Raw genomic sequence first — 13,183 nt, forward strand, 5'->3', positions numbered from 1 at the left:
ATGCGCACTCGGATCGCCCGACCCGTGCGGGGCGACGTCGTCGCCGGGGTAACGGTCGCACTGGTGCTTGTCCCCCAGGCGCTCGCCTACGCGACCATCGCCGGCCTGGACCCCGTGTACGGGCTGTACGCCGCCGCGGCCGCGCCGATCGCCGGCGCCTTCGTGGGCTCCTCCCCCTACCTCCAGACCGGCCCGGTCGCCGTGACGAGCCTGCTGACGTTCGGGGCGCTGGAGCCCCTCGCCCGACCGGAGTCGCTCCACTTCGCCGCGCTGGCGGCCGTGCTCGCGGTCCTGGTCGGCCTCGTCCGCATCCTGCTCGGCCTCCTCGGCGGCGGGCCGATCGCATACCTGATGTCCCAACCGGTCGTGGTCAGCTTCACCACCGCGGCGGCGCTCCTGATCATCGGCACCCAGGTGCCGCCCCTCCTCGGGGTGGCGACCGAGTCGGCGAACCCGATCGTGGGCGCGACCCGGGCGCTGGCCGACCCGACGACCTGGGCGTGGACCGACCTGGTCCTCGGGCTGGCCGCGATGGCGCTGATGCTGGCCAGCCGCCGTCTGTGGTCGCTGTTCCCCGGGGCCCTGCTCGCTGTGGTCCTCGCCATCGTCTGGAGCCGGGCCACCGGCTACGACGGGCGCACGGTCGGCGCCGTGAACCTCTCGTATGACGGGCCCCAGGGCGTGTCGGCCACCGACCTCGCAGCGCTCCTGGTGCCGGCGCTCGTCATCGCGATCGTGGGCTTCGCCGAGCCCGCCTCCATCGCCCGCCGCTACGCCGCCGCCGACCGGGTGCCGTGGAACCCGAACCGCGAGTTCGTCGGCCAGGGACTGGCCAACCTCGCCTCGGGGGCGGCCGGCGGGTTCCCGGTCGGCGGTTCGTTCTCGCGCACCAGCCTCAACCGGCTCAGTGGAGCGCGGACCCGGTGGAGCGGTGGCATCACCGGGCTGGTCGTGCTGGTCATCCTCCCGTTCGTGTCCGTGCTCTCCGCGCTGCCGCTCGCCGTCCTCGCCGGTCTCGTGATCGGGGCCGTCGCCTCGCTGGTCGATCTCCGCACCCCCCGGCTGTACTGGCGCTGGTCGAAGCCGCAGTTCACGGTGGGGGTGCTGACCGCGGCCGCCACGATGGCACTGGCGCCCCGGGTCGAGCGGGGTGTCCTGATCGGGGTCGCCGCCGCGCTGGCCGTGCACCTGTGGCGGGAGATGGGGGTGCACCTGCCGGCCTGCGTGGAGGACAGCACGCTGCACCTCCGGCCGACCGGCGTGCTCTACTTCGGCTCGGCTCCGGCCCTGGAGAGGAGCATCTCGAGGCTGATCGCGGATCACCCCTCCGTCGACCGGGTGGTCTTGCACCTCGACCGGATCGGTCGGCTCGACCTCACCGGCGCGCTGATGCTGCGCGACATCCTCGCCGATGCGGAGACCGCCGGGCGCACCTTCGAGATCCGCGGTGCTGGCGCCCACGCCACGGGACTGCTGGTGCGGCTGCTGGGGCCGGAAGCCCGGATCGCCGGTGACGACGTGGCCTGAACCGACCGGTACCGACCGGTTGGTCCGCCCCAGCCTCGGCGGGTCAGTCGCGGCGGGGAAGGTACAGGGTGAACGTCGCTCCGGTGCCGGGTCCCGCCGAGGCCGCCATGACGTCGCCACCGTGGGCGCGCGCGATCCCTCGGGCGATGGTGAGCCCGATGCCCGATCCGGCGGACCGGCGCAGCTGCCCGGGCGCGCGGTAGAAGCGCTCGAAGACCCGCTCGACGTCGTCCGCCGCCAGGCCGACCCCGCTGTCGGTGACGTCGACCTCGGCCCCGACCGAGCGCCGGGTGCGGACGGTGACGGTGCCGCCGGTCGGAGTGGCCAGCAACGCGTTGCCGAGCAGGTTGGTCAGCACCTGGGTGATCCGGTCCGGATCGACGTGCACGGGCAGGACCGGCGCGGCGGCCACCTCCAGCGTGACGTGGGCGTCCTGGAACTGCGGTGCGAGGCGCGCCGCTGTCTTCCGGACGATCTCGGCGAGGTCCTCGTCGCTGGGCGAGAGGTCGAGGCGGCGCTCCTCCGTGCGGGACAGGTCGGACAGGTCGTCGGCGAGGCGGTGCAGCCGCCTCAGCTCGGCGCTGAGCGAGGCGAGGGTCGCCTCGTCCGCGGTGAACACGCCGTCGATCATCCCTTCGACGTAGCCGTCGAGTGACGTGAGCGGCGTGCGCATCTCGTGCGCGACCTCGCCCAGCAGCCTGGTCCGCCGGCTCTCGGTGGCCGCCAGGGCGTCCGCCAGCGCATTGACGTCGGAGGCCAGCTCGGCGAGCTCCGGCTCGGAGGGCGCCGGGACCTTCGCGTCGTAGCGTCCGGCCGCGATCTGCCGGGTCGCGGCGCGCACCGCGTCCAGTGGACGAAGCAGCCGCCGCGTCGCCAGTACGGCGAGGACCGCGGCGGCGACGACGCTGGAGAGCATGCCGAGCACGAGCGCGGTGTCCACCGCGGAGACGAACGCGGCGTGCACCTCCGGCCCGCGGCCCATCATCTGCGGACCGTCACCCAGCATGCCCATCCGCCGATCGAACAGGCGCGGGGCGAGCAGCCGGACCGTCAGGTAGGACACGGCGGCGCCGACGACAGCGACGAGCGTGTAGGAGGCGAACAGCCGCCAGGGCAGGCGCAGGTTCACCGGAGCCGTCCGACGAACTTGTAGCCGACGCCGCGGACCGTCGCGATGAGGTGCGGCTCGGTGGCGTCGTCGCCCAGCTCGGCCCGGAGATTGCGGATGTGCACGTCGACGACCCGCTCGTCCCCGTAGAAGTCGTTGCCCCACACCTGCTCGAGCAGCTGCGCCCGGGAGAACACCCGGCCGGGGGCCAGGGCCAGCGCGTGCAGGAGGTCGAACTCCAGGGTCGTCAGCCGCACGGGCGCGCCGTCCACCGAGATCTCCCGGCCGATCGGGTCGACGGTCAGTCCCTCGAACCGCAGGAGGGCGTCGTCGCGCGGCGGTCCCTCACGTCGGCGACGCAGCACGGACTTCACCCGGGCGGTGACCTCCCGCGGGCTGAACGGCTTGGTGACGTAGTCGTCCGCGCCGACGCCGAGCCCGACCAGCTTGTCGACCTCCTCGCTACGTGCGGTGACCAGGATGACGTAGGTGTCGGCGACGGTCCGCAGCCGGCGGAGTACCTCCAGGCCGTCCATGCCCGGCATCATCACGTCCAGCAGCACGAGGTCGATCGGCTCGGCCGCGCCGGCGCGCAGCTCGGCGAGCGCGGACGACCCGTCCGCGGCCTCGGACACCACGAAGCCCTCCGCCTCGAGGTAGCCGCGCAGCACCGTCCGGATGGGCGGCTCGTCGTCCACGACGAGGATCCTCGTCATCCCTCACCTCCCGGGTGCCCGCGGCATCAGCCGCGCGTCAGGCCCCGAAGCCCCCCATCCAGCCGCGGGCGCCGCCGCCCATCATCCCGCCGCCCATCATCCCGCCGCCCATGTGGCCGGGGCCCATGCCGTACGGGTAGGTGCCGTCGATCATGGCATCCACACGGCTCGCCATCGCCGCGAGGGCCGCATCGCGTTGCGCATCGGTCAGGTCCGTGTGGGCGTCGAGGTTGCGCTCCATGGCGCTCAACAGGGCGTCCTCGAGGCCCGCGACGCTCTTGCCCCGGTCCTGGGCGATCTCGGCGAGCGAGCTGCCGGAGCGCAGCTCCTCGACCAGCTCGGTCCAGGTGAGGCCGAGGTAGTCCGCCGCCGCGGTCATCGGCGAGTTCTCGCCGGCGGCCTCGCCGAACGGCCCCCCACCCGTCCACGGTCCAGCGCACTGCCCGGCCGCGGGGCCCGATCCCCCTGGGGCTCCCGGAGCGGCCACCGCCCAGGCGACGCCTCCGCCCGTGACCGCGAGCAGCCCCACGGTCGCCAGCCCCACTGTCATCGCCCTGCGGTCCATCCTCATCTTCCTCAGCTCCGCTCATCGGTCGCTCGGCCGCTCACCGGCCTGCGTCAGCTCCCACGGTGCCGCCAGGATGTGAGGGACGTGCGCCCGCGCTCGTGAAGATTCGATGAAGCAGTTTCGGCCGGCCGAGGGATTCCCCCTTCCGCGATACCGGCGAGTAGCCCTAGTCTCCGTGATCGTGGTCACATCCCGGGCCCGGGCCCGCACCCTCAGCGTCCTGACCGTCCTCGCCACCGCCCTCGTCGGGCTGTTCGTGGTGGCGCCACCGGAGGCCCGCGCCGACGGGCCGGGGGTCGGCACCCCGTGGGTGGTCACCCTCGGCGACTCCTACATCAGCGGCGAGGCCGGACGCTGGGCCGGCAGCAGCAACACCTCCTCGAGCCGGGCCGACGCGTTGGGGTCGACGGCGTACTTCGACAACGCCTCGGGGACCGGCGAGACCATCCCCCGCTGCCACCGCAGCAAGGCGGCCGAGGCCTACATCGGGGGCGGCGTGAACGGCCTCAACCTGGCCTGCTCCGGCGCCAGGACCGCCACGTCCAACGGCGACGACTTCAAGCCCGGCCTGGACTTCTTCGACGACGGCGCCGGCAGGCTCGGCCAGGCCAAGATGCTCCAGCAGTTCGCCGTCTCCCACCGGGTCGGCATGGTCGTGGTGTCCATCGGCGGCAACGACTTCAACTTCGCCGACGTCGTGACCTCCTGCGTCAGCGACTTCCTGTCCTCCCCGACCTGGTGGAAGGACTACTGCTACGACGACAGCAGCGTGAAGGCGAACTTCACGGCCAGCAACGTCACGACCGTCCGGGCCCGGATCGCCGCGGCCCTGCGCAACGTGGCGACGGCGATGCGCAACGCCGGGTACGCCGACTCCCAGTGGACCCTGCTCGTGCAGAACTACCCGAGCCCGATCCCGCGGGGCGCCGGCTTCCGGTACTCCGAGAGCGGCTACACGCGGCAGAGCACCGGCGGCTGCGGATTCTGGAACAGGGACGCCGACTGGGCCAACGACTCGGCGCTGCCGACGATCAACGGCGCCGTCTTCGGGGCGGTCGCCGACTCCGGGCTCACGAACACCCGCACCCTCGACCTCTCCACCGCGTTCAACGGTCGTCGGCTGTGCGAGACCACGGTCGGCCTCTACGAGGAGACGGGCATCGCCAACTGGCTGGCGACCGGCGCGGTCGACAACACCGAGTGGATCAACCAGATCCGCACGGTGAGCACCTGCTGCTCGAGCAGCCCGTACTACATCCAGGAGTCGCTGCACCCGAACTACTGGGCGCAGCTCGCGACCCGCTCCTGCGTGCGGCAGGCCTGGAACGGCGGAGCCCCACGGGGCGGGAAGTGCTCGATCGCCGGCACCGGCCTGCTCAACGGCGAGCCGCGGATGACCCTGGGCTGACCCGGGGCCCCGGGCGGCGACCCGTCAGCTCAGCAGGATCGGGATCAGCATCTCCTCGGCCGTGAGCGAGCCGTGCAGGCCGACCAGCTTGGCCTCGTAGGGGAACGTGGTCGTCGAGAGGACGGCGAGGTCGCCGCGGCACGCGACGATCACGTCGCCGAGCCGGGGCAGCACCGCGGGCGAGACCGCACCGAACCAGCCACGGCCGATCGCGGCGGACCGGGTCAGCACCTCGGCGCGGTCGCCCAGCACCTCGGTCCAGGTGGCGGCGACGTCCGCGACGGCCCCGCCGTGGCAGTAGAGGTGGCGGAACCGTGCCTCGCCACCGAGCAGCGCCACGCCGTCGCGCAGCTCGGCGTGCTCGTCGACGTCGAGGCGGCTGGCGGGCGGCGAGTCGATCATCCCGTGGTCGGCGACCACGAGGAGCCGGACCGGGCCGGGCAGCGCCTCGCGCAGCTGCTCGGCCTCCGCGTCGATCATCGCGAGCTGCTGGAGCCATTGGCTGGACGCGACGCCGTACCGGTGCCCGGTCCAGTCGAGGTCCCCGTCGTAGAGGTAGGTCAGCGACCCGGGCTCCGCGGACGCCGCGACTGCGGCCGCGATCCGCTCGCCGACCTTGTCGGCGCCGACGTACTCCGCGCCCCGGTGGGCGGCGACGGTGAGCCCGCTGCGCGCGAACTCCCGCTTGTTGACGACCGTGACCGTCCCGCCGGCCTCGTGCAGCCGGGCGAACGCAGTGGGGTGCGGCTGCCACTCCAGGGGGTCGACGTCCTTGTCCCAGAGCAGCGCGTTGAGGAGCCGGTCGGTCCCGGGCACCCGCGAGGTGAAGCCGACCAGGCCGTGGGCACCAGGGGTCAGCGCGGTCCCGAGCGAGGTCAGGCTGGTCGCCGTGGTCGACGGCACCCCACTGGTGCCGGGCGGCTGGCCGGGGAGCAGCCCGGAGAGGAACGGCGCCGCATGGGCGTAGCGCTCGAGCAGCCGGGCACCGAGCCCGTCGACGAGGAACACGACGTACGCCGAGGCCTCGGGAAGCACCAGCCCGGTCGGCGGCTCCCCGACCCGGAGTCCGAGCGCTGCCGCGACGGCGGGGACGACGTCACCGAGCGACCGCTCGCCGTAGGCCGGCTCGAGGAAGTCGCTCACCTCTCGTCGGCGTGCGTGCGGGCCGAGAGCTGCTCGGCGAAGGCCAGCAGTCCGGCGACCGCGTCGCCCCCGTCGGCGGCGGCCGAGACCCGCAGCGAGAAGTCGTCGGAGGCGAGCACCCCGGTGTAGCCGTGGTCGGCGTCGCACTCGGGGTCGCTGCACCCGGCCGGCTCGAGGTCGACCCGGCTGACGCCGCCCCAGCCGATGGTCATCACGGCCTCGGCCGGCCGGCTCGGGCCGGCGGCCGGGTTGGCGATCATCCGGGTGACCACGACGGACTTCACCGCGGACAGGCGGATCGCCTCGGTCGAGGTCGACGTGTAGGGCTCCGGGAGCAGGTCGTCACCCTCGTGCTCGTCGGTGTGGGCGAGGATCAGCCGGCTCGGTGTCAGCACCACGACGGAGAGGTGCCGGCGCACCTCGTCGCGCTCGAAGGTCGGCTCGTGGTGGACGAAGTACGACACGACCTGCTCGCCCGCGACGGCACCGGCGACACCGTCGGCCACCACGTCGGGGTAGTAGCCGGTGCGGTCGATCGCGTCCCTGAGCTCGAGAGCCCGGTCGTGGTCCTCGTCGATCCTGCTGCTCCGCATGCCTGCAGTCTGTCACGGGGCCCGGACGGGCCCCATCGGCACCGGATCCTACGATGCCGCCGCAGCGCGCCTACGAGGGCAGCGTGTCCCCCGCCTGCGTCGGCATCCGCCGCACGAACCAGTCCGAGCGCGGATCGGCGACCGGGTCGACCCGGGCGGCGGCGGTCAGCACCGTCGCCCCGTCCGCGCCGGCGAGCACCAGCGAGAGCTCGAGCGAGCTGACCTGCGGCAGGTCGTTCTGCAGCTGCGCCACCCGCTGGATCAGCCGCTCGATCTCGGCGACGTCGACGACCTCGCTGCCGCGGTAGCCGAAGAGCATCGGCGAGGACTTGATCTCGCGGACCATCGCCGCGGCGTCGCGCTCCCCCAGCGGCGGGATCCGGAACGCCTTGTCGGCGAGCAGCTCGGTCAGCGGCCCCGCGATCCCGAACGAGACGACCGGCCCGAACAGCGGGTCCTCGATGCTGCGGATCGCGACCGGCACGCCGGGGCGGGCGTTCTTCTGCACCACGAACCCGGCCCGCTTGGGGTCGGTGATCACGTGGCTGAGCGACTCCCAGGCGTCGGTCATCTCCGCGGCCGTGTCGATGTTGCGCCACACGTGCGCCAGGTCGGGCCGCTCGCGCAGGTGCTCGGCGGTCGCCTTCAGCACCACGTCCCAGTCCAGGGCCGCGCCGGCGGCGACCGCCTCGTCCCGGGTCGCGACCGCGCGGGCCTGCCACAGCTCGATGCCGTACGCCGCGAGCAGCGCGGTGACCGTCTCCAGGTCCAGGTCGGTGCCCTCGGGGTGCTGCGCCAGCAGCCGGTTGACCAGCCGCTTCGCGGTCGCGAGGTCGACCTCGGCCGGGTCGAGCAGCGCGCCGTCGGGGGTGCGCAGCCAGACGGCGTACTCGACGACCCGGGCGAGCGCCCGGACCGCCGCCTCCACGCCCGGGTACGACGGGACCGAGCCTCGGCCGGCTGTCGAGCCGGCGACGTCGGGGACCCGGAGCAGCTCCGGCACGCCCTCGGCGCCGAGGAACGAGGACACCAGGGGCTTGTCGGACTGCTCGCCCACCGCGGCGAGCACGTTGGCGACGTCCTCGCCGGAGACGTTGATCGGTGGGACGTAGACCGCGACGACCGAGTCGACCTCGGGGTCGTCGATGGCCGCGTCGAGCGCGTCCTCGAAGTCCTCCGCGCTCGCCTCGGCGCCCAGCGCCGTGGACTTGTTGACGACCAGGCCGACCGCCGCCGCCGCGTCGGCGGCCAGCAGCCCGAGCGCGTCGGAGTTGCCGATGATCGCGACCCGGCGGCCCTGCGGCAGCGGCTGGTGCGCGAGCAGCTGGGCGACGTCGAACATCTCCTCGAGCGTGTCGACCTGGATCACCCCGGCCTGCCGGAACATCGCGTCCACCGCGGCGGGTGGCGCGACGATCTTGCGGACCGCGTGCCCCATCGGGACGCCCTGGGTGGTCCGGCCGGACCGGACCGCGATGATCGGCTTGCGCAGCGAGACCCGCCGGGCGATCCGGGAGAACTTGCGCGGGTTCCCGATCGACTCGAGGTAGAGCAGGACGACCTCGGTCGAGTCGTCCTCCTCCCAGTACTGCAGCAGGTCGTTGCCCGAGACGTCGGCGCGGTTGCCCGCGCTGACGAACGTCGAGAGGCCGAGGCCCCGGTTGTAGACCTTCTCCAGGATCGCCGTACCGAGGGCGCCGGACTGGCAGAAGAACCCGGCTCGGCCGCGCGGCGGCATCAGCGGGGACAGCGAGGCGTTGAGCGAGACCTCGGCGGCGGTGTTGATGATCCCCAGCGCGTTGGGTCCGATCAGCCGCAGGCCGTAGGAGCGCGAGAGCCCGACCAGCCGGCGCTGCCGCACCCGGCCCTCCTCGCCGGTCTCGGCGAAGCCCGAGGAGATCACCACCAGGCCGTGCACGCCCTTGGCGGCGCAGTCGAGCACGACGTCCTGGACGGCCTCGGCGGGCACCGCGACGATCGCCACGTCGACGTCGTCGGGGATGTCGCCGACCGTCTTGTACGTCGGCAGCCCGGACACGGCGCTGGCGGTCGGGTTGACCGCATAGACCCGGCCGGCGAAGTCGCCCATCACCAGGTTGCGCACCAGCGCCTGGCCGATGGTCTCCTGGCGGCGGCTGGCGCCGATCACCGCGATCGAGCGTGGCTTGAAGAACTTCTCGATCGACGCGGCCTCGGCCCGGTGCTCGCGGCTGACCATCACGCCGATGGCGGTGTCGGTGGGATCGATGGAGAACTCCAGCTGGAGCACGCCCTCCTCGTACTCGCTGACGACCCGGTAGCCGGCGTCGCGGAAGGTCTGGATCATCCGGGTGTTGTCGGGCAGCACCTCGGCGACGAAGCGCTCGATGCCACGCTCGCGACCGGCCTGGGCGAGGTGCTCGAGCAGCAGCTGGGCGATCCCGCGGCCCTGGTGCTGGTCCTCGACGAGGAACGCGACCTCCGCCTCCCCCGGCTTGACCAGGTCGTAGCGCCCGACCGCGATGATCAGCCCCTGCAGGGTCAGCACGAACGCGACGCGGCCGACGTGGTCGACGTTCGTGAACCGGTCGAGGTCGCGCTCGGAGAGCCGCGGCATCGGCGAGAAGAACCGGTAGTACTTCGACTCGTCGGAGACCCGGGCGTAGAACTCGACGAACACCTCGCGGTCGTCGGGCCGGATCGGCCGGATGTGCGCCGTCCGCCCGTCCCGCAGCAGGACGTCGGCCTCCCAGTGGGCTGGGGCGGTCGTCGGGGCGTGCTGCTGGGTCACACGAGGAATCTACCGGCCCCCGGCCCGACGTCACCCGCCCCGCTCACCCGCCCCGCTCACCCGCCCGGCCGCACCCGCTCGGCGTGCCCCCGCCGGATCCGTCGGCGCCGGCAGGGAGAATGGCCCGCATGGCACGGCGTACCCCCAAGCATGGCCCCAGGAACGGGGAGAGCCCCGACGACTTCGAGGAGCACATCCTCGACACCGACATCAAGCAGGAGATGGAGTCGTCCTTCCTCGAGTACGCCTACTCCGTCATCTACTCCCGCGCCCTCCCCGACGCCCGCGACGGGCTCAAGCCGGTGCAGCGCCGGATCCTCTACACGATGAGCGACATGGGCCTGCGCCCCGACCGCGGCCACGTCAAGAGCGCGCGCGTCGTCGGCGAGGTGATGGGCAAGCTGCACCCCCACGGCGACAGCGCGATCTACGACGCGCTGGTGCGCCTGGCGCAGCCGTGGTCGATGCGGCTGCCGATGATCGACGGCCACGGGAACTTCGGCTCCCCCGACGACTCCCCGGCGGCGATGCGGTACACCGAGTGCCGGATGGCGCCGCCCGCGGTCGCGATGACCGCCTCGATCGACGAGGACACCGTCGACTTCCGCGCGAACTACGACGGGCAGGAGACCGAGCCCGGCGTGCTGCCGGCGTCGATCCCCAGCCTCGTCGTCAACGGCGCCACCGGCATCGCGGTCGGTATGGCCACCAACTGCGCACCCCACAACCTCGTGGAGGTCGTGCAGGCGCTGCGCCACCTGATCACCCACCCGGCGGCGTCGGTGGACGACCTGATGCGCTTCGTCCCCGGCCCCGATCTGCCGACCGGCGGCAAGATCGTCGGGCTCGAGGGGGTCCGGGACGCCTACGAGACCGGCCGCGGCACGTTCCGGATGCGCGCGACCGCTCGGGTCGAGAACGTCACCAACCGCCGCAAGGGCATCGTCGTCACCGAGCTGCCCTACGGCGTCGGCACCGAGAAGGTCATCGAGCGGATCAAGACCCTGGTCCAGAGCAAGAAGCTGCAGGGCATCTCCGACATCAAGGACCTCACCGATCGCGAGCACGGCCTGCGGCTGGTGATCGAGGTCAAGAACGGCTTCGTCCCCGAGGCGCTGCTCGAGCAGCTCTACAAGCACACCCCGATGGAGGACTCCTTCGGCATCAACGCGGTCGCGCTCGTCGACGGCCAGCCGCGCACGCTGTCCCTCAAGGAGATGCTGCAGGTCTTCCTCGACCACCGCTTCGACGTCGTACGCCGCCGCTCGGTCTTCCGCCGCGGCAAGGCCGCCGACCGGCTGCACCTGGTCGAGGGCCTGCTGATCGCGATCCTCGACATCGACGAGGTCATCCAGCTGATCCGCTCCTCCGACAACGCGGCGGCCGCCAAGGAGCGGCTGATCTCGGTCTTCGACCTCAGTGAGGTCCAGGCCGACTACATCCTCGACATGCCGCTGCGCCGGCTCACGAAGTTCTCCAGGATCGAGCTGGAGAAGGAGCAGGACGAGCTGCGCCACACCATCGAGGAGCTCGACGCGATCATCAACGACGACAAGCTGCGCTGGAAGGTCGTCTCCGACGAGCTGGCCGAGGTGGCCAAGACGTACGGCACCCCGCGCCGCACGGTGCTGCTCGAGTCGGCCGGTACCACCGTGACCGCTGCTGCCGTGCAGCTCGAGGTCGCCGACGACCCGTGTTTCGCCTACCTCTCCTCCACCGGGCTGCTGGCCCGCACCGCCGACGCCGACCGGCCCGGCCGCGGCGGCGGCCGGGCCAGCCACGACGTGGTGGTCTCGGCGGTGGCGACCACCGCGCGCGGCGAGGTCGGCGGCCTGACGAGCGCCGGCCGGCTGGTCAAGATCGGCGTGCTCGAGCTGCCGCAGCTCCCGGGCACCGCCAACGACCCGCACCTCGCGGGCGGGCTGCCGGTCAGCGAGATCCTGCCCCTCGAGCAGGGCGAGCGGCTGCTCGCGCTCTGCACGCTCGGGACCGACGGGCCCGGGCTCGCGCTCGGCACCCGCCAGGGCACCGTGAAGCGGGTCAACCCCGAGGTGCTCGGCCGGGACGAGTGGGAGGTGATCCGGCTGGCCGACGGCGACGAGGTCGTCGGCGCCGTCGAGCTGAGCACCGGCCACGAGATCCTGTGCTTCATCACCACCGACGCCCAGCTGCTCCACTTCGGCGCCGAGTCGGTGCGGCCCCAGGGCCGTTCCGGCGGTGGCATCGCCGGCGTCCGGGTCGCCGCAGGCGAGCGGGTGGCCTGGTTCGGGGCGATCGACCCCGACGCGCCCGAGGGCTCGGTCGTGGTCACCGCGTCCGGGTCGGCCACGGCGCTGCCCGGCACCGAGCCGGGCGCGGTCAAGGTGACGCCGTTCAGCGAGTACCCCGCCAAGGGCCGGGCCACCGGTGGCGTGCGCTGCCACCGCTTCCTGAGGGGCGAGGACGCCCTGGTGTTCGCCTGGGCCGGGACCGCCCCCGCCCGGGCGGCCGCCGCCAGCGGAGCCCCGGTCGACCTGCCGCCCGCGACCGGTCGCCGGGACGGCTCCGGCGTGCCCGGCAGCCAGCCGCTGGCCGCGTGCGCGGGGCCGGTCGCGGACCGCATCGGCGCCATCGCAGGTGTGGAAGGCTGAGCCCGTGCTCCTCCGCAACCGCGCGCCGGCCGCGCTGCTGACCCTCGTCCTCACGGCGCTGTCGGTCACCGCGACCGCCTGCAGCGACGACTCGACGGGCGGCTCCGACGCCAGTCCCGAGGAGGCGCTCGCCACGGCGAAGCAGCACCTCGACGACACCAGCGGCGTCCACCTCACCCTGGCCACGGACGACCTCCCCGACGGCGTGACCGGGGTCGAGGCGGCCGAAGGCGTCGGCACCCATGCACCGGCGTTCGACGGCAGCATCACGGTCGTGCTCTCCGGACAGGCCTTCGAGGTCCCGGTGGTCGCCGTCGGCGGCTCGGTCTACGTGCAGCTCCCGCTGACCACCGGCTGGCAGGACATCGACCCGGCCGACTACGGCGCCCCGGACCCCGCGATGCTGATGAGCGCCGACCGCGGCTTCTCCTCGCTGCTCCCGGCGACGACCGACCTCGAGGAGGGCGACTCCGTCCGGGGCGGCAAGGACAACAGCGAGGTGCTGACCGAGTACACCGGCTCCGTCGGTGACGACGTCGTCAAGAACGTGATCCCGACCGCCTCGGGCGACTTCGACGCGACGTACACGATCGCCGACGACGGGGAGCTGCGCAGCGCGAGGCTGACCGGGGTCTTCTACGAGGGCACCGACTCGATGACCTACACCGTGACGTTCGAGGACTACGGCACGGAACAGGACATCACCGCACCGTGACGGTC

10 protein-coding genes are annotated in these 13,183 nt (G+C 72.9%); 4 read left to right on the forward strand and 6 right to left on the reverse strand.

The features are described from left to right. Entirely contained in the window at positions 1-1,527 is a 1,527-nt protein-coding gene (locus QMC84_RS02155; RefSeq protein WP_300371302.1) for a SulP family inorganic anion transporter, read from the forward strand. 43 nt (positions 1,528-1,570) lie between these two features. Here QMC84_RS02155 and QMC84_RS02160 read toward each other — a convergent pair whose 3' ends face one another. From QMC84_RS02160 to QMC84_RS02170, 3 genes are read right to left on the reverse strand one after another with little or no spacing between them, the layout of a single operon-like run. Further along, positions 1,571-2,656 carry a HAMP domain-containing sensor histidine kinase gene (locus QMC84_RS02160; protein WP_300371304.1) on the reverse strand — a complete coding sequence of 362 codons (1,086 nt, stop codon included), beginning with the start codon at positions 2,654-2,656 and terminating at the stop codon, positions 1,571-1,573. Then, positions 2,653-3,351 carry a response regulator transcription factor gene (locus QMC84_RS02165; RefSeq protein WP_300371306.1) on the reverse strand — a complete coding sequence of 233 codons (699 nt, stop codon included), beginning with the start codon at positions 3,349-3,351 and terminating at the stop codon, positions 2,653-2,655. The genes QMC84_RS02160 and QMC84_RS02165 overlap by 4 nt, the downstream gene beginning before the upstream one ends. 37 nt (positions 3,352-3,388) lie before the next feature. Then, complete coding sequence (locus QMC84_RS02170) at positions 3,389-3,916, reverse strand: hypothetical protein (RefSeq protein WP_300371308.1); 528 nt, start codon at positions 3,914-3,916, stop codon at positions 3,389-3,391. Between the two features lie 184 nt (positions 3,917-4,100). Here QMC84_RS02170 and QMC84_RS02175 point away from each other — a divergent pair, with 184 nt between their 5' ends. Beyond that, positions 4,101-5,327, forward strand: a complete 1,227-nt coding sequence (locus QMC84_RS02175; protein ID WP_300371310.1) for a hypothetical protein — start codon at positions 4,101-4,103, stop codon at positions 5,325-5,327. Between the two features lie 24 nt (positions 5,328-5,351). Here QMC84_RS02175 and QMC84_RS02180 read toward each other — a convergent pair whose 3' ends face one another. From QMC84_RS02180 to QMC84_RS02190, 3 genes are all read right to left on the reverse strand, one after another. Next, positions 5,352-6,470 carry a nucleotide pyrophosphatase/phosphodiesterase family protein gene (locus QMC84_RS02180; RefSeq protein WP_300371312.1) on the reverse strand — a complete coding sequence of 373 codons (1,119 nt, stop codon included), beginning with the start codon at positions 6,468-6,470 and terminating at the stop codon, positions 5,352-5,354. Then, on the reverse strand, positions 6,467-7,063 hold the full coding sequence (locus QMC84_RS02185) for a DUF5998 family protein (RefSeq protein WP_300371314.1): 597 nt from the start codon (positions 7,061-7,063) through the stop codon (positions 6,467-6,469). Before QMC84_RS02185 ends, QMC84_RS02180 begins: the two co-directional genes overlap by 4 nt. 70 nt (positions 7,064-7,133) lie before the next feature. Next, on the reverse strand, positions 7,134-9,833 hold the full coding sequence (locus QMC84_RS02190) for a bifunctional GNAT family N-acetyltransferase/acetate--CoA ligase family protein (RefSeq protein ID WP_300371316.1): 2,700 nt from the start codon (positions 9,831-9,833) through the stop codon (positions 7,134-7,136). Positions 9,834-9,961: 128 nt separating this feature from the next. Between QMC84_RS02190 and QMC84_RS02195 the strand changes: the two genes are divergently transcribed. Then, a complete protein-coding gene (locus tag QMC84_RS02195) occupies positions 9,962-12,463 on the forward strand; it encodes a DNA topoisomerase IV subunit A (protein ID WP_300371318.1) in 2,502 nt (833 codons plus the stop codon). Between the two features lie 4 nt (positions 12,464-12,467). After that, on the forward strand, positions 12,468-13,178 hold the full coding sequence (locus QMC84_RS02200) for an LppX_LprAFG lipoprotein (RefSeq protein ID WP_300371320.1): 711 nt from the start codon (positions 12,468-12,470) through the stop codon (positions 13,176-13,178). Positions 13,179-13,183: the final 5 nt, after the last annotated feature.

Source organism: Nocardioides sp., from assembly GCF_030019515.1.
Taxonomy (GTDB): Bacteria; Actinomycetota; Actinomycetes; order Propionibacteriales; family Nocardioidaceae; genus Nocardioides.

Coding starts and splice junctions, on each gene's coding strand:
- QMC84_RS02155 (WP_300371302.1), top strand. CDS start 1: ATGCGCACTCGGATCGCCCGACCCGTGCGGGGCGACGTCGTCGCCGGG.
- QMC84_RS02165 (WP_300371306.1), bottom strand. CDS start 3,351: ATGACGAGGATCCTCGTCGTGGACGACGAGCCGCCCATCCGGACGGTG.
- QMC84_RS02170 (WP_300371308.1), bottom strand. CDS start 3,916: ATGGACCGCAGGGCGATGACAGTGGGGCTGGCGACCGTGGGGCTGCTC.
- QMC84_RS02185 (WP_300371314.1), bottom strand. CDS start 7,063: ATGCGGAGCAGCAGGATCGACGAGGACCACGACCGGGCTCTCGAGCTC.
- QMC84_RS02195 (WP_300371318.1), top strand. CDS start 9,962: ATGGCACGGCGTACCCCCAAGCATGGCCCCAGGAACGGGGAGAGCCCC.